Here is a 22,578-nt window from a genome sequence, read left to right on the forward strand (position 1 = left end):
TCCACCTGCTCCTAGCGCGCGCGCTGCCGCGAGATTTCGTACAGGCTGATGCCCACGGCCATGGAGGCGTTGAGCGACTCCATGGCCGAGTCGATCGGGATGGAGACGATCTGGTCACAGTGTTCGCGGACCAGCCGGGACAGGCCCTTGCCCTCGGAGCCCACCACCAGGCACACCGGCTCGGTGGCCAGCGACAGGTCCGGCAGCGAAACGTCGCCGCCGCCGTCCAGACCGAGCACGAAGATGCCCAGCTGCTGGAATGCCTTGAGCGTATTGGTCAGGTTGCTCGCCTTGGCCACCGGCACGCGCACCGCCGCGCCGGCGCTGGTCTTCCACGCGGAGGCCGTCATCCCGACCGAGCGGCGCTCGGGCACGATCACGCCGTGGCCGCTGAAGGCCGAGGCGGAACGGATGATGGCACCGAGGTTGCGCGGGTCGGTAATGCCGTCCAAGGCCACGAACAGCGGGGCGTTGTTGATGTAGCCCTTCTTGAACTTGGCCATCGTGTCCTCGGCCAGCTCCAGGGCGTCCTGGTAGTCGTACGGCGGGATCTGCAGCACCAGGCCCTGGTGGACGGCGTCATCGGTCATCCGGTCCAGTTCCGGCTTGTGCGATTCGAGCACAGGAATGCCGCGTTCGGCGGCGATCTTCAGGGATTCCCTGACGCGGTCGTCCATCTCGATCCGGACTCCGACGTGCAGTGCCTTGGCGGGGACGCCGGCGCGCAGGGCTTCCACCACGGAGTTGCGTCCGGTCACCATCTCGCCGGCGGACTTGCCGCGGCGGGGGGCCGTGCCGCGCTGGCCGCCCGGGCGCTTGGCGGCCGAGCGTTCGGAGAGCTGCTTGGTGCGGTACGCCTTGTGGTACGGGCGGTCTTCGGCCTTCGGGGTCGGCCCCTTGCCTTCGAGCGCTTTGCGCCCGTGTCCGCCGGTTCCGGCGGTGGGTCCCTTTTTGGACTTGCGCACCGCTCCGGGGCGAGGTTTGTTGGCCATCGAAAAACTACCTTTGTGTTGGGGAAGATTCGTTCCCACGTGCGGCACACCGGCTGTGCGCGGCAAGCCCGACGGGAATCGTCTGCTTTAAAGGGTACCGCCCAACGGTGCGGGCTGCCGTCAGCCGAGACTCCAGCTGGCGCCCTCGGGCGAATCCTCCACCACGATCCCGGCGGCCGCCAGGGTGTCGCGGATGGCATCGGCGCGGGCCCAGTCCTTCGCCTCGCGGGCCAGCCGGCGTTCCTCCAGCTGGGCGCTCACCAGCACGTCCAACGCCTGGTGGGCCGCGGGGTCCGCGCTGCCGCTGCTCCAGTGCGGATCCAGCGGATTGATGTACAGCACGTCGGTCATCGCCATGACCTGGTGCAGCGCGCGGGTGGCCGCCTCCTTGTCCCTGGTGTCCAGCGCGGTGTTGCCGGCACGGACGGTTTCGTGGACCACGGCCAGTGCCTGCGGCACGTTCAGGTCGTCGTCCATGGCCGCGGCAAAAGCCTCCGGTACGCGTTCCGTCACCACGAACCCGAACTGCTCGCCGTAGAGGAACTTCAGCGCCCGCTGCAGGAACCCCTCGATCCGCTCCACCGCGGAACCGGCCTCCGCCAGCGAACCGGGGTTGTAGTCGAGCGCGGACCGGTACTGCGCCTGGCCCAGGTAGTAGCGGACCACCAGCGGCCTGGCGTCCTGAAGCATTTGCTCCGGGGTGATGATGTTGCCGATGGACTTGGACATCTTCTCGCCCTCGAAGGTGACCATGCCGTTGTGCATCCAGAAGTTGGCGAAACCGTGCCCGGCGGCCCGTGACTGCGCCACCTCGTTCTCGTGGTGCGGGAACCGCAGGTCCAGCCCGCCGCCGTGGATGTCGAATTCGGTGCCCAGGTACTTGGTGACCATGGCCGAGCACTCCAGATGCCAGCCCGGCCGGCCTGCTCCCCACGGGCTGGACCAGCTGGCGGTCTCCGGCTCGCCGTCCTTGTGCCCCTTCCAGAGCGCGAAGTCGCGCGGGTCCTTCTTGCCGCGCGGGCCGGCGTCGGGCGCCGCCTGCATGTCCTCGATCCGCTGATGCGTCAGCGAGCCGTATTCCGGCCATGAGCGCACATCGAAGTAGACGTCGCCGGAATCGTCCAGCGCCGGGTAGGCGTGGCCGCGGTCGATCAGCTGCTGGATCAGGCGGTGCATTTCCGGGATGTGGCCGGTTGCACGCGGTTCGTAGGTGGGCCGTTCCACGCCCAGGATGTCGTAGGCCTTGGCGAATTCCTGCTCGTAGCGGTAGGCCAGCGCCCACCACGGCTCGTTCGGCACCGGCACCATCGGGTCTTCGGCCGCATCGGGGCGGAAGGATTCGGCGGACTTGACCAGGATCTTGTCGTCGATGTCCGTCACGTTGCGCACCACCGTGACGTCATAGCCGCTGTAGCGCAGCCAGCGGGTGAGCTGGTCGAACGCGATGGCCGAGCGGATATGGCCGACGTGCGGGTCGCCCTGCACCGTGGCTCCGCAGTAGTAGAGCCCGACCTTGCCCGGGGCCAGCGGGACGAAGTCGCGTACTTGCGCGGTGGCGGTGTCATAGAATCTCAGGCTCACCGCTCTAGCCTAGCGGCGGCCGCCGTGCCCGTGCGAACCGCTGCACGTGCGCAGCGGGCTCCGTTTGGGGCACCTGCTCCGGTTATTTTGCGGAGCAGGCACCCGAAGTGGAGCGCGGCGCAGCAACTCGGCCTAACCACTCGGTCCATCGGCGGCACACCCCGCATGCGGGGCAGGGCAAGCTCGGGCGCTGCCCTCTCCTAGCGCATGGGAACGACGACGGCGGTGGCCACCGCCGCGATCCCCTCGCCGCGGCCGGTGAATCCCAGCCCGTCGCTGGTGGTCGCCGAAACACTGACCGGCGCCCCGGCCGCCTCGCTGAGCACCGCCTCGGATTCGGGCCGGCGCGGCCCGAACTTGGGGCGGTTGCAGACCAACTGGACCGCGATATTGCCGATCTCGAACCCCGCCTCGCGGACGATCCGGGCGGCTTCGGACAGCAGCCGGACACCGGACGCGCCCGCATACTCCGGACGGTCGGTGCCGAAGTGCGTGCCCAGGTCCCCGATGCCGGCCGCGGAGAACAGCGAGTCCGCGGCGGCGTGCGCGGCAGCGTCGCCGTCGGAATGACCGGCCAGGCCCCGTTCCCCCTCCCACAGCAGGCCGCCCAGCCACAGCGGCTGCGGGTCGGATTCCGGTGCGAAAGCGTGGACGTCCACACCGATGCCGGTGCGCGGCAGGCGATACGGGAATTCGGGCACGGTCAGCCTTCCAGGACGGGTCGGGGCTGGCCGGCGGCCAGCAGGGCCTCCGCCACGGCCAGATCCAGCGGCGTAGTGATCTTCAGGGCCCGCGCGGAGCCCGGCACCAGCATCACATCGATGCCGTGGCGCTCCATCAACAGGGCTTCGTCGGTGATGGCCGCGGCCTCCTCGGGTGCCATGCCGGCCAGGCTCAGGTGCGCCCGGGCCAGGGTTGCCGCGTCGAACCCTTGCGGCGTCTGGACGGCGCGCAGCTGGGCGCGGTCCACGGTTGCGGCTACTTTCTCCGGCGCGATCGCGGCCTCGGCACCGGTGCTCGGCGCGGCCGTCTTGATGGTGTCCACCACCGGCACCGCAGGAACGACGGCGCGCGCGCCGGCCGCCAGCGCGGCGGCTACCCGCTCGAAAACCTCGGGCGGGGTGAGTGCCCGGGCCGCGTCGTGCACCAGGACGCCGGACATGCCCTCGCCCAGCCCGCGGAGCGCGGCGGCGACCGAGGCGGCGCGGGTGGCACCGCCGTCGACCGCGGAGACAAGAACGTCGGGGTACTGCGCGGCGAAGCCGGCGCAGAGCTGCCGCAGGGCGGTGTCGCCGGCGGGGACGGCTACACAGATCCGTGACGCGATGTCGGCCGCCAGCACGCCCCGGAGGGCGTGGACGAGGATCGGTTCGCCGGCCAGCGGGACCTGGGCCTTGGGCAGGCCGTAGCCGAGGCGGGTGCCCGAGCCGGCCGCCACGATGATCACGCCCAGGGACGTGCTTGCTGTGCTCACTCCTTTAGCCTACTGGGCCACGGCCGGGCGGTTCGGCCACGAAAAAGCGGCCGGCATCCAGTGCTGGATGCCGGCCGCTTGAAGCGCAATCAGGAGGCGAGAACCTCGTCGAGGACCTCGGCTGCCCTGTCTTCGTCGGTCTTCTCTGCCAGGGCGAGTTCGGAAATCAGGATCTGGCGCGCCTTGGCCAGCATCCGTTTCTCGCCCGCGGAAAGGCCGCGGTCGTGGTCCCGGCGCCACAGGTCGCGGACAACTTCCGCTACCTTGATGACATCGCCGGAGGCCAGCTTTTCCAGGTTCGCCTTGTAGCGGCGGGACCAGTTGGTCGGTTCTTCGGTGAACTCGGCACGGAGCACATCGAACACATGCTCGAGGCCTTCCTTGCCCACCACATCGCGGACGCCGACCAAATCCACGTTCTCTGCCGGAACTTCAATAGTCAGATCGCCCTGGGCAACCCGGAGCTTGAGATACATCTTCTCTTCACCTTTGATGGTGCGCATTTTGATCTCTTCGATCTTTGCTGCACCGTGGTGAGGGTAAACAACCGTCTCGCCGACCTCAAATACCATCTGTAGTATCCCCTTTCCCGACCTCTAGTTTATCACGGATGGTTTGGCCACTTCCGCGAGTTTGCGGGCCTGGACGCCCGTCGGCACGCTAGAATGCCGCGTTTTGACCCCTTGACGGATCCCGGATTTGGTGCTTCGTCCGCGGGTTCTTACGGGCGTCGAATCCTACTTTTGACCGGTTTGCGGCTAGGCTAGGCGAGGCAAGCTGCCGAGATCTGCAGCACCGCACCTGATTTTGACTGAGGAGTTTCCGCCGTGAAGATTGCGCCGAAGAACCGTGTGCAGCGCACCCTTGTAGCAGGCGCCGCCGCGCTCACCCTGCTCGCATCGACCGGATGCGGCGCAATCAACGAACAGGCCACCACCAAGTCCTACTCCGCCAGCGACGGCATCGTGGCCAACGTCGGCTCGATCGGACTGCGCAACCTGTTGGTCGTCGCAGAGTCTGCCGACGCCCCCGCCCGTGTCCTCGGCACCGCCTTCAACACCTCGGATTCTCCCGTGCAGTTGGCCCTGACCGGCCCCGGCAGCACCGCCACCGTCACCGTCCCGGCGGACGGGAAGGTAATTTTCGAAGAGGACGAGAACGAGACCATCGTCGGCAGCCCGGGTGCCGCTCCCGGCGCCCTGGTGGACATCACCGTCCGCGTGAACAACGAGTCCGCAGACGTGCTGGTGCCGGTCCTCGACGGTACGCTCCCGGAGTACCGGGACTTCGTTCCGTCCGCTGAGCCCGTCGAGACCGCGGCGCCGACCGAGACCGCCGCTCCGACAGACGGCGCCACCGAAGAGCCGACCGAAGAGGCCGGCGCCTAACCCGACCGTCGCTTCACAAGAGGCCGGGCCGCTTCCCTTTCAGGAAGCGGCCCGGCCTTTTGCTGTGGTGGCGCCCTCGGTTTACGGTTCGAACTTGTAGCCCAGCCCGCGCACGGTGACCAGGTAGCGCGGCGCCGAGGGATCGGGTTCGATCTTGCTGCGCAGCCGCTTCACGTGCACGTCCAGGGTTTTCGTGTCGCCCACGTAGTCGGACCCCCACACCCGGTCGATCAGCTGCCCGCGCGTCAGTACCCGGCCGGAGTTCCGCAGCAACATCTCCAGAAGTTCGAACTCCTTCAGCGGCAGCGACACCGGTTCGCCGTCCACGCTGACCACGTGCCGTTCCACATCCATCCGCACCGGTCCGGCGGAGACGGCATTCGGCACCAGTTCTTCCGGTTCGCCCTGGCGGCGCAGTACCGCACGGACCCGGGCCACCAGCTCTCGCGAGGAGTAGGGCTTGGTGACGTAGTCGTCGGCACCGAGCTCGAGTCCCACCACCTTGTCGATCTCCGAGTCCTTGGCGGTGAGCATGATGACCGGAACCGCCGAGCGCTGCCGCAGCTGCCGGCACACTTCCGTTCCGGACTGCCCCGGCAGCATCAGGTCCAACAGGACCAGGTCCGCGCCGGCCCGGTCGAACGCCACAATGGCGTCCAGCCCGTTGTCCACCACCTCAACTTCGAAGCCCTCTTTGCCCAACAGATAGCTCAACGGATCGCTCAGCGATTCTTCATCTTCGACGACCAGAATGCGGGTCAAGCACCGACTCCTTGTTCATGCGCCACACCGGCGCCCTGCGTGCGCGGCTCCACGGATTCTGTGGTGCCGCCGTCTTCCTGCTCCATTTCCGGCAGCCGCACGGTGAAGGTGGAGCCCTGTCCGGGCTGCGACCACACCGATACTTCCCCGCCGTGCTGGGAGATGACGTGTTTAACAATGCTCAGGCCCAGGCCTGTTCCTCCGGTCTGCCGCGAACGGGCATCGTCGATCCGGTAGAACCGTTCGAAGATGCGGTCTTGTTGGTCGGCGGTGATGCCCGGTCCCTGGTCGGTCACCGAGACGGTGGCCAGTCCCTCCCGCACCCGCAGCCCGACACCCACCTTGCTTCGTTCGGGCGCGTAGCGGATCGCGTTGTCGATCAGGTTCCGAAACGCGGTGGTCAGCAGTTCGTAATCGCCGAAGACCGGCGCGTCGACCTTCCCGCCCACCGACAGTTCTACGTGGCGGCTTTCGGCCATCAGCTTGTTGCGGTCTACGGCCTCGGCCACCACGGCGTTCAGGTCCACTTCGGTGCCGCCCTGCACCACGTCCGCGCCCTGCAGCCGGCTCAACTCGATGATGTCCTGCACCAGGGCGCCCAGCCGGCGCGATTCCTTGTGCATGCGGCCGGCGAAGCGGCGCACTGCTTCCTCGTCGTCGGCGGCGTCGTCGATGGCCTCGGCCAGCAGCGAGATTGCTCCGACCGGCGTCTTCAACTCGTGGGACACGTTCGCCACGAAGTCGTTGCGCATCGCTTCGGTGCGGGTTATTTCCGTCCGGTCATCGGCCAGCAGCAGGATGTATTCCTCGCCGATCGGCGCCACGCGCACCTGGACCACAATGGTGCCCTGGCCCAGCGGACCGCGCGGCAGCTCCAGCTGCCGCTCCTCGATCACGCCATCGCGGCGCACCCGGGCCGTCAGGTCGAGCAATTCGGAATGCACCATCGTGTGTCCGCGGACCAAGCCGAAGGCGTAGGCGGCCGGGCTGGCCCGGACCACGCCGTCGATCGCGTCCACCACCACGTAGGCGCGGCCGACGACGGACAGCACCTCGGCGGCACCGTCCGGCAGCGTCGGTTCGTCCACGTCCTGCAGGCGCCGACGCTGACGATCGCTCAGGCCGAAGGCGAGCACACCGAAGCTGCCCAGCACCAGCCCAACGAGCCCTGCCAGCAAGCCGAATATCAGTGGATCCACGCCTCTAGCTTAGGCGCAGCCGGGCACGGCCGAAGGCCGTTCCAGTAGCAATCGCCCCTCCGTTCAACTAACGTTCACTTGAGGTGGCGTAATAGTTAACCGCGGGCTGAGAGGGTATGAAGCCAGTGGGATGCTAGGACCCCTATGCTCCACGTACACAAGCGAAAGGACGCCAGTGCGCAAGGTTTTCCAGGCCGAGCTCCATCAAGTCGGAGAGCAGCTGGTAGAGATTTCCCGGTTGGTCACCGAGGCGATGCAGAAGGCAACCACGGCGCTCGATACCGCCGACATCGATTTGGCCCAGGAAGTCATTGCCGCCGACGCCCGGATCGATTTCCTCCAGACGGACCTGGACGAGCGTTCCATCGACATCCTGGCGCTGCAGGGGCCGGTCGCCTCGGACCTGCGGATGATTGTCGGCGCCCTGCGGATGAGCGCCTCGCTGGAGCGGATGGGCGACCTCGCCCGGCACATCGCGCAGCTGGTCCGGCTGCGGTATCCCGACCTCGTGATCCCCGCCTCGCTGCGCGACACGTTCCGGGAGTTCGCCGAGAAGGACATCGCGATCTCGGAGAAGCTGACCGAGCTGCTCGAGACCCGCGACCTGGACCTCGCGGCCCAGATCGACACCTACAATTCCCGCATCAATGAGCTCCATGCCGGCGTCTTTAAGGCGATTGCCGATCCGGCGTGGAACTCCTCCGCGCCGACCACCGTGGACGTCTCGCTGGCGAGCCGTTACTTCGAGCGGTTCGCCGACCACGGGGTATCGGTGTCCCGCAAGGTGACGTACCTGGTCACCGGTGAGTGGCGCCCCAACGGCCAGTCCGTGTGACGCAAGAACTTAAGCAGGAAGGCCGGCTCCCGCGGGGGCCGGCCTTCCTGCTTAAGCGTGTGCCTACTTCTTGCCCTGGTTCGCCACGGCTTGGATGGCTTTCGCCGCGGCGGCGGCGTCCAGGTAGGTGCCGCCGGCGGTGACGGGCTTCAGGTTCTCGTCCAGCTCGTACACGAGCGGGATGCCGGTGGGGATGTTCAGCCCGGCGATGTCTTCGTCGCTGATGCCGTCCAGGTGCTTGACCAGTGCCCGCAGCGAGTTGCCGTGCGCGGCCACCAGCACGGTCTTGCCCGCCTTGAGGTCCACGGAGATGTCCGATTCCCAGTAGGGCAGGAAGCGCTCCAGCACGTCCTTGAGGCATTCGGTCCGCGGGACGGCGTCGCCCAGGTCGGCGTAGCGCGGGTCGTTGGCCTGCGACCACTCGCTGGCGTCGTCCAGGGCGGGCGGCGGCGTGTCGTAGGACCGGCGCCAGACCATGAACTGGTCCTCGCCGAACTCGCTGCGGATCTGCGCCTTGTCCTTGCCCTGCAGGGCGCCGTAGTGGCGCTCGTTCAGCCGCCAGCTGCGCTTGACGTCGATCCAGCTGCGGTCGGCGGCCTCCAGCGCGAGGTTGGCCGTGACAATGGCCCGCTTCAGCCGGGAGGTGTACAGGACGTCGGGAAGCAGATTGTGCTCGACCAGCAGTTCGCCGCCGCGGTGCGCTTCCTTGCGTCCCAAGTCGGTCAGCGGGACGTCGACCCAGCCGGTGAACAGGTTCTTTTCGTTCCAGTCGCTCTGCCCGTGGCGCAACAGGACCAGCGTGTATTTCGAGGTGGAAGTCATGGCTGCCATCCTAGCGGAGCACCGCGTGGCACCGGCGGCGCCGGCAGGACATTACGCAGCCAAACAGGGGACAGCCCAGAATTTCCTGCGCGTGAGCTTGGGCACACTCGGCCCGAAGGGGCCGATGCGGGGCCGCCGTGCCCTTATTCTTTTTTCTCGTGCCCCAGACCACCGCGACCGCCACCCGGCCAGTCCGTCGACCCATCGGCACGGTCACCCGCGGCACCACGAATCCCAATCGGCTGCGCCGCATGGACCGCTGGCTGGCCGGTCCCGCGGTCAGCTGCCTCCGCCGGTCGGCGGACCCGCTGGTCATCGACCTGGGCTATGGGGCGGCGCCAACCACCGCCGTCGAACTCCATCACCGCCTCTCCCGGGTGCGCCTCGATATCGAGGTAATCGGGATCGAAATCGAGCCGGCACGCGTCGCCTCGGCCAAACCGTTGGAGCGGCCGGGCCTGACCTTTCGGCAGGGCGGCTTCGAAATTCCGGTGGCGGGCCGGCGGCCCGCGGTGGTCCGCGCGTTTAATGTGCTGCGGCAGTACCCGGAATCCGAGTATGGCGCGGCGTGGGACACGGTGCGGGGACGGCTGGCGGCGGGCGGGTTGTTCATCGACGGCACCTGCGATGAGATCGGCCGCCGCGCCACATGGATAGCGGTGGCGCCGGAAGGGCCGCTCTCGCTGAGCATCTCGCTGCGCTTCGGCGCGTTCTCCCGGCCCTCGGATGTGGCCGAGCGGCTGCCCAAGGCGCTGATCCACCACAATGTTCCCGGCGAGCGGGTGCACCGCTATCTGCAGGCGCTGGACCGGGCCTGGGCGGACGCGGCTCCGCTGGCTTCGTTCGGAACCCGGCAGCGCTGGCTGGCCATGTGCCATTCAATGCACGACGCCGGATGGCCGCTTCTCGACGGGCCGTCGCGATGGCGGCTGGGGGAAGTCACCGTGGCGTGGCACGCCGTCGCGCCCGCGCGCTGAGCGACGCCGAGCCTACCAGGGGTAGGCCGACCCGCCGCCCTTGACCTCGATCAGGGCGGGCTTGACGTCCGCCAGGTACACGCCGGCAGCGGCAACGGCGGCCAGCTGGAAGATCATCCACGTGCCCAGGCCGCCCGCGCCCAGCGCAGCCAGGGCACCGACCGCGGTGGAGGCTGCCAGCACGCCGACCCAGAAGCCCTTGGTCTTCTTGAACGCGGCCTGGAAATAGTCGGCCTTGCGGCCCACGCAATCCGCCAGCGCCCATATCTCGATAACCAGGGCGATCAGTCCCAGGACCGTATATAGCCAGTATTGGATGTCGTAGGCGAGTAGCACGGGTTAAGCCTAACCGGTGGGGGTGCGTTTCGGCAGTCTCATACGTCCGCCGCGGCGAGTGCCTGGTCCAAGTCCGCCCAGAGGTCCGCGGGGTTCTCGATTCCCACGGACAGCCGCAGCAGGTTCTCCGGGACGCTCTCGGGTTCGTTGACATGGCGGCGGCGCCGCTCGATCAGCGATTCCACGCCGCCCAGCGAGGTCGCCGGCAGCCACAGCCGGAGCGCGTCAATGACCTTGTCCGCGGCTGCCGCCCCGCCCTTGACCTGAATCGCGATGATGGAGCCGAAGCCGTCCATCTGGGCGGCGGCACGGGCGTGCCCCGGATCTTCCGGCAGGCCCGGGTAGCGGACGGCCTCCACGGCCGGGTGCCGCTGCAGTTTCCGGGCCAGCTCGCCGGCGGTGGCCTGGGAGCGCTCCACCCGCAGCGCCATGGTCCGCACGCCGCGCAGTGCCAGCCAGGTCTCGAACGGTCCGGCGATGGCGCCGCGCAGCGACCGGTGCACGAGCAGCTTGGAGCGCAGGTCCTCGTCGGACGTCACGAGGGCGCCAAGCACCACGTCGGAGTGGCCGGCCAGGTACTTGGTCACCGAATGCACGACGACGTCGACCCCCGCCGCCAGCGGACGCTGGCCCAGGGGCGTGGAGAAGGTGTTGTCCGCGACCACCAGGGCGCCGGCCGCGTGTGCGGCGCGGGCCAGCACCTCCACTTCGGCGATCTCGAGCATCGGGTTGGTCGGGCTTTCCAGCCAGAGCATGTCGGCGCCGCCCAACTGCGCCGTCACGGCAGCGGTGTCCGCGATGTCCACGGTGCGCAGCTGCAGTTCGCCGCGTGCGGCCAGCTGCTCGGCAATGGCCAGGCTGCCCTGGTAGCTGTGCCGCGGCATCACCAGCACGCCGCCCGGCGGGATCAGCGACAGCGCCGCGGAAACGGCAGCGAGCCCGGACGCGAAGACCAGTCCGGGCCGGGCCGCACCTTCCAACTCGGCCAGGGTCTGTTCGAACGGGTCCCAGGTCGGGTTGGAGTAGCGCCCGTAGGCGCGGTCCCCCTGCACCACTTCGCCCCGGCCAAAGAACGTGGAGGACAACACCAGCGGCGGATTGACCGGTGCGTCGTGGTCGCGTGGCGGCCGTCCGGAAGAAACCACAACGGTGTCCGGAGCAAGATGCTCGGCATGCTGGCGGCCGTGGGAGAAGGCGTCGGTCATGACAGCACACTAGTACCGCCGCCATCCACACGCTAACTGTGACCGTCCCGCGTGCACGGGCGATTCCAGCTAGGCTAATCAGGTGAGTTCCGACCGCCAGCCCGCCGCCGCCCGCGGCCTCTTTATCGCATTCGAAGGCGGGGACGGGGCCGGAAAATCAACCCAGGCCGCCGCCGTCGAACAACGCTTGCAGGAGCTGGGCCGGACGGTGCTCCGCACCCGCGAACCCGGCGGCACGCCCGTGGGCGAAAAGCTGCGCGCGCTGGTGCTCGAACACGGCAACGGCGAGATCGATGCCCGCACCGAGGCCCTGATCTTCTCGGCCTCCCGGGCCGCCCACGTCGAACAGGTCATCCGGCCCGCACTGGAGCGCGGCGAGGTAGTGGTTTGCGACCGGTTCATCGACTCCTCGGTGGCGTACCAGGGTGCCGGCCGCGGCCTCGGCCTGGCGGCGGTTCGGGAGCTCAACCTGTGGGCCACGGACCGGCTGCTGCCCGACCTGACCGTGCTGCTGGACGTTGCCCCGCAGCAGGGCCGCGAGCGGCGGACGGCCGGAGATGCCGCCGAGGACCGGCTGGAGTCCGAATCCGACGACTTCCACTCACGGATCCGGGACGCGTTCTTGGAACTGGCCGGCGCTGCCCCGGAGAAGTACCTGGTCCTGGACGCCGCCGCCGGCCGCGAAGAGCTGACCGGGGCCATCATGGCCCGGGTGCGGGAGCTGTTGGCATGAGCGTCTGGTCCGACCTGCCCGGCCAGACCGCGGTGATCGAACAGCTCAGCCGGGCGGCCGCCGCCGAACGCCCCGCGCACGCCTGGCTGTTCACCGGTCCCCCCGGCTCCGGCCGCAGCAACGCCGCCAAGTCCTTCGCCGCTGCGCTGCTGTGCGACCATGCGGATCCGGCCGAACGCGGCTGCGGAGCCTGCCATGCCTGCCGCACCGTGCTGGCCGGTTCCAATGCGGACGCCACCCTCGTGGCTACCGAAAACGTGACGTTCTCCATCCAGGAGATGCGCGACCTTGTCGGCAAGGCACAGGACAAGCCGTCGTCGGGCCGCTGGCGCGTGATCATCATCGAGGACGCGGACCGGATGACCGAGCGCACCACCAACGTGTTGCTCAAGGCCATCGAGGAACCGCCGCCGCGGACCATCTGGATCCTGTGCACCCCCAGCCCGGCGGACGTCCTGGTGACCATCCGCTCGCGGTGCCGCCCGGTGAGCCTGCGCATTCCACCGCCCGACGACGTCGCCGCCCTCCTGATCCGACGGGACGGTGCGGATCCCGAGCTGGCAGGCTTCGCCGCCCGGGTCTCGCAGAGCCACATCGGCGTGGCCCGCCGCCTGGCCACGGACGCCGATGCCCGCCACCGCCGCGACACGATTGTGCGGTTGCCGCTGCGGCTGCGCGGTGTGGCCGATGCCGTCACGGCCGCCGGCGAGCTGGTGGAAATCTCCAATGCCGACGCCGCGGCCGCCTCCGAACAGCGCAACGAGGCCGAGCGCGAAGCGCTGCTGATGGCGCTCGGGGCACCCGAGAAGGGCGCCATGCCGCCGGCCATCCGCAGCCAGCTCAAGCGGCTGGAGGAAGACCAGAAACGCCGCGCCAAGCGCAGTGTCAGCGACTCGCTGGACCGGGTGATGATCGACCTGAGCACGTTCTTCCGCGACGTGCTCACCCTCCAGCTGGGCACCGGCACCGAGCTGGTCAACGAATACCTGCGCCCGGACTTGACCGCGTATGCGGAACGATCCACCCCCGAACAGACGTTGGGCAGGATGGACGCCATTGCCCAGGCCAGGCAGCGCCTGGGCACCAACGTTGCCCCCGTCCTGGCCATGGAAGCCATGGCCGTCAGCCTGCTCTGAGTCCGCCCCGGACCCGCACGCAGCACTATCCAGGAGCCGCCCGCATGCCCCACACCCGCCCCAGGCACCCCGCTTCCACAGCGCGCCGTTCCGCAGCAGCGGTGCTGGCCGCCGTCGTCCTCCTGCTGGGCTCCGGCTGTTCGGTGATCGCCCCGGAACAGGAGCGCGAGCCCGCGGACCCGGCGCAGGTCACCAACGGCGTGGCCGAAGAACTGATGCCGTTCTACACGCAGGACGTTGACTGGCAGCCGTGCGAGAACGGTTTGGAGTGCGCGGACGTCGACGTGCCGCTGGACTACTCGGATGCCGGCGGCGAACGAATCCAGATTGCCACCGTCCGCAGCGACGCCGGCGGTTCGGCGCAGGGGTCGATCCTGGTCAATCCGGGCGGACCCGGGGGTTCCGGCTACGACCTGCTGCGCGACGGCCTCCAGACGATGTTTTCCGAGCAGCTGCGGAGCGAGTACGACCTGGTCGGCTTCGATCCGCGCGGCGTCCAGCGCTCGGCGCCGGTGACCTGCCAGACCGACGCCGAACGCGACGAGGCCCGGCAGGCGGAGTACGACCGCGACTCGGCCGAGGACCTCCAGCGGGCGATCGACGATGCGGCCGAACTCGCCGCCCAGTGCGCGGAGAAGACCGGCGAGGTCCTGGGCCATGTGGACACCGTCAGCGCCGCCAAGGACATGGACATTATCCGGGCCGTCGTCGGCGACGAAAAGCTGAACTACCTGGGCTTCTCCTACGGCACGTTCCTGGGCGCCACCTACGCCGGGCTGTTTCCGGAGCGGACCGGCCGGATGGTGCTGGACGGTGCGCTGGATCCCTCGCTGAGCAACGAACAAATCACGCTGGGCCAGGCGGCCGCCTTCGAGGACACCATCCACGCCTACGCGGAGTCCTGCCTGGAGAAGGACGGCTGCCCGATGAGCGGCAGCGTGGACGACGCCGTGGCCCAGCTGCGCGACCTGATCCGCTCGGTCGAGGAGAGCCCGCTCACCGCATCCGACGGCCGCCTGGTCCCGGTCGGCACCTTTGTCTCCGGCCTGCTGGTGCCGCTGTACGACGACGCCAGCTGGCCGATCCTCACCCAGGCGCTGACCAGCGCGTTCCAGGGCGATCCCAGCACCGTGCTGCTGCTGGCGGACAGCAGCGCCGGACGCGATACCGACGGCCGCTACACCAGCAACAGCACGTTCGCCTTCATGGCGGTCAACTGCCTGGATTACCCGATGGAGACCGACCTGGCCGCCATGCGCGAGGACGCCAAGGAACTGGAGCAGGCCTCCCCCACCCTCGGCCGCTACCTGGCCTACGGCGGGGCGAACTGCAAGCACTGGCCGTACGAGCCGACCGGTGAACGCGCCCCGATCCACGCCGAGGGGGCCGCGCCGATGCTGGTGATCGGCACCACCGGCGACCCGGCCACCCCCTACGAGTGGGCCGAATCGATGGCCGAGGACCTGGCGTCGGCCACGCTGCTGACCTACGAGGGCGAAGGCCACACGGCGTATGGGCGCGGCAACACCTGCATCCGCGATGCGGTGGACAGCTACTTCGCCGACGGCACGATGCCGGCCGAGGGCACCGTCTGCTCCTGAGCCAGCGCGGGCCGGTCGTTTTGACCGGCCCGCCACGGCTCCCATATAGTTGTTCTTCGTGGATTCGGCCCGGAAACGGTGAAGATCCCGGCCTCCTTAGCTCAGTCGGTAGAGCGTTTCACTCGTAATGAAAAGGTCGCCAGTTCGATTCTGGCAGGGGGCTCCACTTCCCGGGATTTCGGGAGTTCCAGAAATCCCAATGGCACGTATCGGCCCAAGTATGAAACCACATGCCACAGCCTTACCATGGCATCCCGCCATCTGAAGCGCAGCGGGCGAAGCCACGGAACACCGGCTCCCTTCCCCCCGACCTGCCGACGGCACAAGGCCGGAACCCGCTTGGGTTGCAAGGGCACACCGCAAGGATGATGGGAGGACCACGATACGTGGTGCCTGCCCAAGCTGCCCTCATCAGCCATCCGGACGCGTGCGCTGGCCTTAGTTCCCGAACGCGCCACCGGTTCCTTCGCAGGCGGACTGGCCGTCTCGTGCGTGTTTCTTCACCTGCTGCCCGAGATCGCCGACGGCGATGAAGCCGTCGGCGAGGCGCTCTCCGATGTCTTGGAACCTGACCGACCGAAGTCTTGACGAGCATTGCCCCGACCGTTTCGCTGCGACCGGGCGGGTGTTCCTGGCCGGTTCGCTGCTGGCGGGATGGGCGCTCTCCGCTGTTGCGGCACCCACGGGCACGCTGGCCGTGGCAGTGCTGACGGCTCCTGGCCGGTTTCGTACTGCTTGAACGTTTTCAAGGAAGAACTGCCCTCCAGCGGGGGTTCCAGGTTCGGCTGGTTCAGCGCAGGCCTGGCCTGCTGGCACTCGTCACGGTTCTGGAGGCATGACGGGCGGGGCTGCTGCGTCGGTGACCGCCCGGAGGAGCTGCCGGCGTTCCGTTTGGGTGTAGGTGCCGGCTTCGATGGCTTCGCGCATCTGAGCAAGCTGCTCGCGGATAGCCGACCGGTACCGGCCTTCCTGGTCGCACCATGAGACTTCCTTGAGCAGTTCCACGATCCGTTGGGCCACGGCCGGATCCTTTATCCCGTACAGCCTCGGCTGCCCCACCGCCAGGTTTAGGAGGTCTTCGAACGACGGCAGCGCTAACTCCACCCGGACCCTACCGCTATCATCGGTGAGCCTTCGAGGAGAAAGGTTCCGGGCAGCCAGTCGGCACAGCAGCGCAGACAGATGGCCCAGAGCGTGCACTGCGGTGGTGGGATCATTGATGCCCGGCGAGAGCGCGCGGGCGGCCACGTCGACGAGCTGGCGGAAACCGAAGCCGACGTCTTGGACGCTGGTGCGTTCGAAACCGGTGGTGACGGCAGCATTAACCTGCTGCAGCAGCCGCTCAGTGGCCTCGGCAGTGAGCTTCTTGGCCGGCTCCAGCGGCCATGCCCTCGCGAGCGGGACGCCCTCAATCAGGGAACTGCCGGGTGGGCAGTCTATTCTGAGTACTGCGCCGGCGGCCGTTGCGGCCGCTACCAAGGCTGCTTCGTCCACGGCTGTGAGAAAACCTGAGGACACGGCTCGAACGTGCACGGGTGAGCCTTCCATCCCCGGGTGCGGTGGCCGATCACGACGGTCCTCGGGGAAAACTCGGTCCAAGGTCGCCCTGGTCTCGGAGTGCACTGTCCGCATCATGGTTTCGACCCGGATTTCGCGTGTGAGATGCGCCAGGAAAAGCACCAGGGCCAAGACGCTGGCGACGGCCAGGACGAAGGCTACGGTAACGGAAATATCGGGGACGAAGGAACCGCTCTCCTGCCCTCCTGTCCTGACGCTTCTGAGCACGGTGAGGGCGAAGACGAACGTGGCCAGAAACAGGGCCAAGGTCGCGTGGACGAAGCGGTCACGGGTGAAGGTGCGCAGCAAGCGAGGTGAAAACTGGCTGCTGGCCAGCTGGAGCGTGACGACGGTGAGTGAAAACGTCAGCGACGTGACCGTGATCAGAGATCCCGCAATCGTCTCCAACAACGACCGTGCCGCTTCGGGACCGCCCCCAAACAGCAGCCCGGCCACGGACCGCGGCATGTCATCGTCTAGGGCCGCGTCCATAACGGGGAGCGCCACCCCCAAGCCCACGGCAGCGGCAACAGACAGAGCGGGCAGCGGCCAGAGCTGCGTGCGGTAGGCGTCCCACACCTGCAGCGCCCGCTGACCCACGGGTCTTACCCGTCACCCGGTGAGGTGAGGACCCATGTGCCCCTGCACCGAGTATGCGGACCCGGCGCACCGAGCCAAGAGCCTAGGGTCTTCGGCCCCAAAAGCAGTCCCGGAATGACCATGGATTCCCCCCTCAGCGAGTCGGCCCTCGCATCGTACTGCATCGCTTCCGGTCTGACACGCCGGCTGAGACTGACAAGAAAGCAATCGCCCGGTTACGGAAACAGCGCCTATCTGAACCGCGCCCCCGGTGGGCGCACTGTGCGAGGATCGTACATGATGTGGTGCTGGACAGGTCATGGATACAACGCCGTCGGGCCGGCAGGGACAATGGGTAAGGGTCGCGGAAGCGGTTCCGGTCGCGGCAGGGCAAAGCGGACGGCGCCCCCTGTTCCGCGGCTTAAGCGACTCGTTGGCATCCTGACCGTAGGGTTCGTTTTCTGTTACAGGTGGGGCCGAAGCCCCGGCTGTAACCGCCCCCGGGGTGGCAGGATGGCCGGCGCAGGCACCGGACACCTTGCCGGTTTCCTAGCCGCCGCCAAGGAGGGCCGGGGCCGTGGGTGAAGAACGTCAGCCCAAGCCCCGGAGTGAACAGCTCGGCCGTGCCGAAGCGCTGGCCGCGCGGCTCGACCGGCCTATGGGCATTCTGGGCGTGTTATTCCTGTTCATCGTGCTGGCCCAGCTACTGGCGACTGACCCGGTACTGCTTGCGGTCCTGGGCACGGCGGGATGGCTTTTCTGGGCGGTCTTCGTGGCCGAGTTTCTCCTGCGGGCGTTCGTTGCAGGCTTTCAGTGGAGTTTTTGGAAACGCAACTGGTGGCAGGTCATCTTTCTGCTGGTTCCTTTCCTGCGCTTCTTCCGGGCACTGCAGGCTTTGCGGATCTGGCGCGTGGCACGGTTGTCCCGTGTTGGCGGAATCCTTTCCGCCGGTGTGCGCGGTTCACGCTCGGCCGGGCGCTTGCTGTCAAACCGGATCGGGTGGCTGGCTGCGGTCACTGCGGTCGTCGTCCTGGTATCCAGCCAGCTCCTTTACATCAGCGGCTCCTACGGCAGCTACGCCGACGCGCTGCACGACGCGGCGATGTCGACAATCACCGGCACCCGCTTGGGTGCTGATGATGCCTTTGCCCGCCTGCTGCAGGTTTTTCTGGCCATCTACTCGGTCGCCGTTTTTGCGACACTCGCCGGCTCCGTCGGCGCCTACTTCCTGCGCGGCGATAATGAACCCCGGAACGGGCGGGATCAAACCGGAGTGACCGGCGATCCCCAACGCCTTGACGGCCCTGGTACCCCCACCGGCCCAGATACGGGAAATAATTGACGCCGCCGAGCCGATAGCTGCGTGAAAATCAGCGACCAGCCTCTCGCGGTTTCGTCATGTTGCTAAAGTGAGGTCGTAACCCGCCATAGGGGCGCGAGGGCGATTAAGAGCGGGGTCATGCCGCAGCGAGGGTGCGGGGGCACAATTTCCAGGTGCCGGACCGGAACAGAAAACGCGATGTCTTTCTCCGCGGAGGGGCCATGGGCAGATTCACCCGGAAGTCGGGGCCACATCCATGGGTCGTGATCGGGGCAGCTCTCCTGTTGATCCTCATCGGCTTCGGGACTTACCTCTGGATTCACTACTTCGCTCCCATTGTGGACCAGCTGTACCCGGGACTGCGAGCAGAGGCCGACCCACAGCGCCAGCGCCGGTCAGTGCTTCAGGCCGGCCAGCACGCGCTCGGCATCGGCCAGGTCCGAGAGAACGACGGCGGCGCGGCGGCGCACGTTCTCGACGCCGGCTTCGTAGCCTTGGCTGCCGCCGAGCCTGACCATCGCGGCGGCCTGGGCGGCCGCCGCCAGGGAGTTGCCGGCCCTGGAGAGGCTGCGGTGGACATCTGACAGGGCACCGCCGGGGATGTCCAGCCCGTCGGTGGGATGCAGCGACTGGGCGGTCGTGCAGCAGGTGCGCACCCGGGGCAGGAGGCCGGCGAGCTGGTCTGCTATCGGCAGCAGCTCGCCGTAAAGGCCGTCGTCCTCCACGCCCTCGAGGACCTGGTGGTAACGCTCCAGGGCACGCCGGAAGCGGTCGTGCGCGCGGCGCCAAACTCCCTTGCCGAGTTCCTTATCCTCCCGGCGGGCCTGCCGGGCAGCACCGAAGAGCGCCACCGGTCCTACAGGTACTGTCCGGGCCCGGTGTGCCGTTCGCCGCCCTGCACCGAGCCGGCATTCTCCCCCTCGGCTCCGGTGGCCCGGCGCGGTTCTCCGTCGTCGCCAATCACGACGCCGGGCGCGATCATGGTGCCGGGCGGCAGCTGGCGCATTTGCATGCGGGCCGCCATCTGCTGGTTGAGGGCCTGCTGCGCCGCGATCGCGGTCTGGATGCCGTGGAAGAGGCCTTCCAGCCAGCCGACCAGCTGCGCCTGGGCGATGCGCAGCTCGGCGTCCGACGGCGTGGAGTTGTCGGTGAACGGCAGGTTGATCCGGTGCAGTTCCTCGATCAGCTCCGGTGCCAGCCCGTCCTCAAGCTCCTTGACGGACCGCTCGTGGATTTCGGCCAGGCGGACGCGGGCGGCGTCGTCGAGCGGGGCGCTGCGCACTTCCTCGAGCAGTTGGCGGACCATGGTGCCGATCCGCATGACCTTGGCCGGTTCATCGACCAGATCGGCCAGCGCGGAATTGCCGCGGCCGGATCGCCGCGCAGCGGGACCGGGCTCCGGGTTCACGGGCTCTCCGGCGGCCGGGCTGTGGCCGCTGGGTAGCGCGGGGAGGATGACCGGTTCTGCGGGCTGCGGCGTCTGCTCTTCGCTCATGTTTTCATCTTGCCAGAGACGACCAGCGGGCGCAGATCATTTCCAGCCCCCGGTCAGCAGCAGCGTCCCTGCGGGTTGTTCTCCTGCCGGTCCGTTTTGTCCCGCCAGAACTCGCGCTCGCTCATCGGCTCCGTGCCGGGATGTGCCCGCCGGTGGTGCCGAAGATAGTCCTGGTAGGCGTGCTCGCCCATGACGCCTTGGAAGTACCAGGCGAACCTCTGCCAGCCGCTGCGGGCCCGGGGCCAGATGACGCCGGACATCAGTGGCCCGCCTTGGCGCGCCCGGTGTCCGCTGGCAGTTCGTTCCATTGCCTTTCCAGTTCCTTCTCCGGCCGGGTGGCCAGGAGACCGGACGGCGCGTAGATGGAGGAGACGACCGCCGGGTCCTCGTGCGAGGGTTCCCCGCCCAGCCGCCAGGACTTGTAGGTGGCGATGAGGGCGGTGGCGATGACGATGATGGTCAGCACCACGAACACGATGGACAGCGTGCCCTGCACCGCGGTGTTGCGGACCACCGCCTCCATTTCTGCCACCGAGGCGGCGTTCCCCAGGCTCGTTTCGCCGGCCGCCAGGGCCTCGCGGTGGGCGATGTGGTTGGCCCAGTAGCCCACCTTCACATCCGAGCTGAAGATCTTCAGGATCGAGGCCCAGATGGTGATGACGGCGGCGAAGGCCAGCGGCAGCCCGATGATCCACAGATACTTGAACGCCCCGCGCTTGGCCGCGATGGCCAGGCAGACCGCGAGCGCGATGGCCGCCAGCAGTTGGTTGGCGATGCCGAAGAGCGGGAAGAACGTGTTGATGCCGCCCAGCGGATCGGTGACGCCCAGGATCAGGATGTATCCCCAGCCCGCCACCATAATGGCCGTGCAGATCCAGACGCCGGGCCGCCAGGACATGTTCTTGAACTTCGGCAGGACGTTGCCGACGGTGTCCTGCAGCATGAAGCGGGCCACGCGGGTACCGGCGTCGACCGCGGTGAGGATGAACAGCGCCTCGAACATGATGGCGAAGTGGTACCAAAAGCCCATCATCCCGATGCCGCCGATCAGTCCCTGCATGATGTGTGCCAGGCCGACGGCGAGGGTGGGCGCGCCGCCGGTGCGCGATACCACCGATTCCTCGCCGACGTTGCTGGCCAGGTCGGTGAGCATGTCCGGTGTCAGGTTGACGCCGGCCAGGCCCAGGCCGTTGACGAAGGCCACCGCGCCTTCCACAGTGCCGCCGGTGGCCGCTGCCGAAGCGTTCATCGCGAAGTAGATACCGCGGTCGATCGAGATGGCCGCGACCAGCGCCATGATGGCCACGAAGGACTCCATCAGCATTCCGCCGTAGCCGATGAAGCGGGTCTGCTTCTCCTTCTGCACCATCTTCGGCGTGGTTCCCGAGGAGATCAGCGCGTGGAATCCCGAGAGTGCGCCGCAGGCAATGGTCACGAAGAGGAAGGGAAACAGCGACCCTGCCACCACGGGTGCGTCTTCACGGCCGGCGAACTCGCTGAACGCCGGCACGTTGATCTCCGGGCGCACCAGCACGATGGCCAGCGCCAGCATCAGGATGGTGCCGATCTTCATGAACGTGGAGAGGTAGTCGCGCGGGGCCAGCAGCAGCCACACCGGCAGTACCGCCGCGATGAAGCCGTAGATGATGATGCCCCAGGCGATGGTGGTCCTGTCCAGCGTGAAGACCGCCGCGCCCCACTCGGTGTCCGCGATCATACCGCCGCCGATGATGGCGGCGATCAGCAGCACGAAGCCGATGAGGGAGACCTCGCTGACCTTGCCCGGCCGGAGGAAACGCAGGTAGATGCCCATGAAGATGGCGATGGGGATGGTCATCGCCACCGAGAAGACGCCCCATGGCGATTCGCCCAGGGCGTTCACCACGACCAGGGCCAGGATCGCCACGATGATGATCATGATGGTCAGCGTGGCGATCAGGGCCGCCGTGCCGCCGATGACACCGAGTTCCTCGCGGGCCATCTGGCCCAGCGAACGGCCGCCCCGGCGCATGGAGAAGAACAGCACCAGGTAGTCCTGGACCGCACCGGCCAGGATCACGCCGACGATGATCCACAGGGTGCCCGGCAGGTAGCCCATCTGCGCCGCAAGGATGGGTCCGACCAGCGGGCCGGCGCCCGCAATGGCGGCGAAGTGGTGCCCGTAGAGCACGCGGCGGTCCGTCGCGACAAAGTCTTTACCGTCCGCGTTGTACTCCGCCGGCGTCGCCCTCAGGTCGTTGGGGCGGGTGAGCTTGTTCTCGATGAACTTGGAGTAGAACCGGTAGGCGATGAAATACGTGCAGACGGCCGCGAAGACGAACCAGATCGCGTTAATGGTTTCTCCCCGCGAAAAGGCAAGGATGCTCCAACTAACGGCCCCCAGCAGGGCGATGGCCACCCAGATCACGATCTTGGTCGGGGTCCACCTCCGGGCATCGGCCTCCGCGGCCGGATCCAGCGCTACCGGCGGCAGGGTCGGATCCTGCACCAGCACGTCGGATGTGGGACCATTCCTCCCGGATTGCCCGGGCCGGGGTCCGCTGAAATTCCCGCTCATGATGCTCCCCTCATCGAAGGCCGATCGT

General features: G+C 67.9%; 23 protein-coding genes and 1 tRNA gene. 9 read left to right on the top strand and 15 right to left on the bottom strand.

Annotated elements, in window-relative coordinates; translation table 11 throughout:
* Positions 1-11: 11 nt before the first annotated feature.
* The 5 genes from rlmB to AC5RVS_RS00070 form a co-directional block, all read right to left on the bottom strand.
* Positions 12-992, bottom strand: coding sequence for a 23S rRNA (guanosine(2251)-2'-O)-methyltransferase RlmB (gene rlmB, locus AC5RVS_RS00050; RefSeq protein ID WP_494106629.1), 981 nt, complete (start codon positions 990-992; stop codon positions 12-14).
* 120 nt (positions 993-1,112) lie between these two features.
* A complete protein-coding gene (cysS, locus tag AC5RVS_RS00055) occupies positions 1,113-2,573 on the bottom strand; it encodes a cysteine--tRNA ligase (RefSeq protein WP_494106630.1) in 1,461 nt (486 codons plus the stop codon).
* 200 nt (positions 2,574-2,773) lie between these two features.
* Positions 2,774-3,274 (bottom strand): 2-C-methyl-D-erythritol 2,4-cyclodiphosphate synthase, encoded by a 501-nt coding sequence (gene ispF, locus AC5RVS_RS00060; protein WP_494106631.1) that lies wholly within the window; start codon positions 3,272-3,274, stop codon positions 2,774-2,776.
* Positions 3,275-3,276: 2 nt separating this feature from the next.
* Positions 3,277-4,047, bottom strand: coding sequence for a 2-C-methyl-D-erythritol 4-phosphate cytidylyltransferase (gene ispD, locus AC5RVS_RS00065; protein ID WP_494106632.1), 771 nt, complete (start codon positions 4,045-4,047; stop codon positions 3,277-3,279).
* An 89-nt stretch (positions 4,048-4,136) separates the two neighbouring features.
* Positions 4,137-4,619 carry a CarD family transcriptional regulator gene (locus AC5RVS_RS00070; RefSeq protein WP_493988878.1) on the bottom strand — a complete coding sequence of 161 codons (483 nt, stop codon included), beginning with the start codon at positions 4,617-4,619 and terminating at the stop codon, positions 4,137-4,139.
* Positions 4,620-4,874: 255 nt separating this feature from the next.
* Here AC5RVS_RS00070 and AC5RVS_RS00075 point away from each other — a divergent pair, with 255 nt between their 5' ends.
* The gene (locus AC5RVS_RS00075; protein ID WP_493988877.1) at positions 4,875-5,435 is read left to right on the top strand and encodes a hypothetical protein; all 561 of its coding nucleotides are present in this window, start codon (positions 4,875-4,877) and stop codon (positions 5,433-5,435) included.
* Between the two features lie 81 nt (positions 5,436-5,516).
* Here the strand turns inward: AC5RVS_RS00075 and AC5RVS_RS00080 are convergent, their stop codons facing one another.
* Both AC5RVS_RS00080 and AC5RVS_RS00085 read right to left on the bottom strand, forming a co-directional pair.
* Complete coding sequence (locus tag AC5RVS_RS00080; protein WP_493988876.1) at positions 5,517-6,197, bottom strand: winged helix-turn-helix domain-containing protein; 681 nt, start codon at positions 6,195-6,197, stop codon at positions 5,517-5,519.
* On the bottom strand, positions 6,194-7,396 hold the full coding sequence (locus AC5RVS_RS00085) for a sensor histidine kinase (protein WP_494106633.1): 1,203 nt from the start codon (positions 7,394-7,396) through the stop codon (positions 6,194-6,196). Before AC5RVS_RS00085 ends, AC5RVS_RS00080 begins: the two co-directional genes overlap by 4 nt.
* Positions 7,397-7,571: 175 nt before the next feature.
* Here AC5RVS_RS00085 and phoU point away from each other — a divergent pair, with 175 nt between their 5' ends.
* On the top strand, positions 7,572-8,231 hold the full coding sequence (phoU, locus tag AC5RVS_RS00090) for a phosphate signaling complex protein PhoU (protein ID WP_494106634.1): 660 nt from the start codon (positions 7,572-7,574) through the stop codon (positions 8,229-8,231).
* A gap of 63 nt (positions 8,232-8,294) precedes the next feature.
* Here the strand turns inward: phoU and AC5RVS_RS00095 are convergent, their stop codons facing one another.
* On the bottom strand, positions 8,295-9,053 hold the full coding sequence (locus AC5RVS_RS00095) for a phosphoglyceromutase (RefSeq protein WP_494106635.1): 759 nt from the start codon (positions 9,051-9,053) through the stop codon (positions 8,295-8,297).
* Positions 9,054-9,304: 251 nt separating this feature from the next.
* On the opposite strand from AC5RVS_RS00095, the gene AC5RVS_RS00100 reads away from it, so the two are divergent.
* The gene (locus AC5RVS_RS00100; protein WP_494107288.1) at positions 9,305-10,030 is read left to right on the top strand and encodes a class I SAM-dependent methyltransferase; all 726 of its coding nucleotides are present in this window, start codon (positions 9,305-9,307) and stop codon (positions 10,028-10,030) included.
* Between the two features lie 12 nt (positions 10,031-10,042).
* Here AC5RVS_RS00100 and AC5RVS_RS00105 read toward each other — a convergent pair whose 3' ends face one another.
* Positions 10,043-10,366 carry a DUF2516 family protein gene (locus tag AC5RVS_RS00105; protein WP_493988872.1) on the bottom strand — a complete coding sequence of 108 codons (324 nt, stop codon included), beginning with the start codon at positions 10,364-10,366 and terminating at the stop codon, positions 10,043-10,045.
* Between the two features lie 38 nt (positions 10,367-10,404).
* Positions 10,405-11,571 carry a trans-sulfuration enzyme family protein gene (locus AC5RVS_RS00110; protein WP_494106636.1) on the bottom strand — a complete coding sequence of 389 codons (1,167 nt, stop codon included), beginning with the start codon at positions 11,569-11,571 and terminating at the stop codon, positions 10,405-10,407.
* Positions 11,572-11,653: 82 nt separating this feature from the next.
* Between AC5RVS_RS00110 and tmk the strand changes: the two genes are divergently transcribed.
* The 5 genes from tmk to AC5RVS_RS00135 all read left to right on the top strand — a co-directional run bounded on the left by tmk (position 11,654) and on the right by AC5RVS_RS00135 (position 15,780).
* A complete protein-coding gene (tmk, locus tag AC5RVS_RS00115) occupies positions 11,654-12,304 on the top strand; it encodes a dTMP kinase (RefSeq protein WP_493988870.1) in 651 nt (216 codons plus the stop codon).
* Complete coding sequence (locus tag AC5RVS_RS00120) at positions 12,301-13,440, top strand: DNA polymerase III subunit delta' (RefSeq protein WP_494106637.1); 1,140 nt, start codon at positions 12,301-12,303, stop codon at positions 13,438-13,440. Before tmk ends, AC5RVS_RS00120 begins: the two co-directional genes overlap by 4 nt.
* 44 nt (positions 13,441-13,484) lie before the next feature.
* Complete coding sequence (locus AC5RVS_RS00125; protein WP_494106638.1) at positions 13,485-15,041, top strand: alpha/beta hydrolase; 1,557 nt, start codon at positions 13,485-13,487, stop codon at positions 15,039-15,041.
* 90 nt (positions 15,042-15,131) lie between these two features.
* Positions 15,132-15,207 (top strand) — tRNA-Thr (locus AC5RVS_RS00130).
* A 390-nt stretch (positions 15,208-15,597) separates the two neighbouring features.
* Positions 15,598-15,780: a hypothetical protein gene (locus tag AC5RVS_RS00135; protein ID WP_493988867.1), complete on the top strand. Its 183-nt coding sequence runs from the start codon at positions 15,598-15,600 to the stop codon at positions 15,778-15,780.
* A gap of 80 nt (positions 15,781-15,860) precedes the next feature.
* Here AC5RVS_RS00135 and AC5RVS_RS00140 read toward each other — a convergent pair whose 3' ends face one another.
* Positions 15,861-17,198 carry a DUF2254 domain-containing protein gene (locus AC5RVS_RS00140; protein WP_494106639.1) on the bottom strand — a complete coding sequence of 446 codons (1,338 nt, stop codon included), beginning with the start codon at positions 17,196-17,198 and terminating at the stop codon, positions 15,861-15,863.
* A gap of 556 nt (positions 17,199-17,754) precedes the next feature.
* Here AC5RVS_RS00140 and AC5RVS_RS00145 point away from each other — a divergent pair.
* The gene (locus AC5RVS_RS00145) at positions 17,755-18,519 is read left to right on the top strand and encodes a hypothetical protein (RefSeq protein ID WP_494106640.1); all 765 of its coding nucleotides are present in this window, start codon (positions 17,755-17,757) and stop codon (positions 18,517-18,519) included.
* A 374-nt stretch (positions 18,520-18,893) separates the two neighbouring features.
* Here AC5RVS_RS00145 and AC5RVS_RS00150 read toward each other — a convergent pair whose 3' ends face one another.
* Genes AC5RVS_RS00150 through AC5RVS_RS00165 form a run of 4 tightly spaced genes read right to left on the bottom strand, consistent with a single transcriptional unit; the run spans position 18,894 to position 22,550 of the window.
* Positions 18,894-19,349, bottom strand: a complete 456-nt coding sequence (locus AC5RVS_RS00150) for a hypothetical protein (RefSeq protein WP_494106641.1) — start codon at positions 19,347-19,349, stop codon at positions 18,894-18,896.
* A gap of 5 nt (positions 19,350-19,354) precedes the next feature.
* On the bottom strand, positions 19,355-19,993 hold the full coding sequence (locus tag AC5RVS_RS00155) for a bacterial proteasome activator family protein (protein WP_493988863.1): 639 nt from the start codon (positions 19,991-19,993) through the stop codon (positions 19,355-19,357).
* 53 nt (positions 19,994-20,046) lie between these two features.
* Positions 20,047-20,253 (bottom strand): YbdD/YjiX family protein, encoded by a 207-nt coding sequence (locus tag AC5RVS_RS00160; protein ID WP_493988862.1) that lies wholly within the window; start codon positions 20,251-20,253, stop codon positions 20,047-20,049.
* Positions 20,253-22,550 (bottom strand): carbon starvation CstA family protein, encoded by a 2,298-nt coding sequence (locus AC5RVS_RS00165; protein WP_493988861.1) that lies wholly within the window; start codon positions 22,548-22,550, stop codon positions 20,253-20,255. Before AC5RVS_RS00165 ends, AC5RVS_RS00160 begins: the two co-directional genes overlap by 1 nt.
* Between the last annotated feature and the right edge of the window lie 28 nt (positions 22,551-22,578).

Source organism: Arthrobacter sp. Y3221048 (genome assembly GCF_059092685.1).

Coding starts and splice junctions, on each gene's coding strand:
- rlmB (WP_494106629.1), bottom strand. CDS start 992: ATGGCCAACAAACCTCGCCCCGGAGCGGTGCGCAAGTCCAAAAAGGGA.
- AC5RVS_RS00165 (WP_493988861.1), bottom strand. CDS start 22,550: ATGAGCGGGAATTTCAGCGGACCCCGGCCCGGGCAATCCGGGAGGAAT.
- AC5RVS_RS00155 (WP_493988863.1), bottom strand. CDS start 19,993: ATGAGCGAAGAGCAGACGCCGCAGCCCGCAGAACCGGTCATCCTCCCC.
- AC5RVS_RS00070 (WP_493988878.1), bottom strand. CDS start 4,619: ATGGTATTTGAGGTCGGCGAGACGGTTGTTTACCCTCACCACGGTGCA.
- AC5RVS_RS00120 (WP_494106637.1), top strand. CDS start 12,301: ATGAGCGTCTGGTCCGACCTGCCCGGCCAGACCGCGGTGATCGAACAG.
- AC5RVS_RS00160 (WP_493988862.1), bottom strand. CDS start 20,253: ATGTCCGGCGTCATCTGGCCCCGGGCCCGCAGCGGCTGGCAGAGGTTC.
- AC5RVS_RS00110 (WP_494106636.1), bottom strand. CDS start 11,571: ATGACCGACGCCTTCTCCCACGGCCGCCAGCATGCCGAGCATCTTGCT.
- AC5RVS_RS00100 (WP_494107288.1), top strand. CDS start 9,305: ATGGACCGCTGGCTGGCCGGTCCCGCGGTCAGCTGCCTCCGCCGGTCG.
- AC5RVS_RS00125 (WP_494106638.1), top strand. CDS start 13,485: ATGCCCCACACCCGCCCCAGGCACCCCGCTTCCACAGCGCGCCGTTCC.
- AC5RVS_RS00135 (WP_493988867.1), top strand. CDS start 15,598: ATGTCTTGGAACCTGACCGACCGAAGTCTTGACGAGCATTGCCCCGAC.
- AC5RVS_RS00095 (WP_494106635.1), bottom strand. CDS start 9,053: ATGACTTCCACCTCGAAATACACGCTGGTCCTGTTGCGCCACGGGCAG.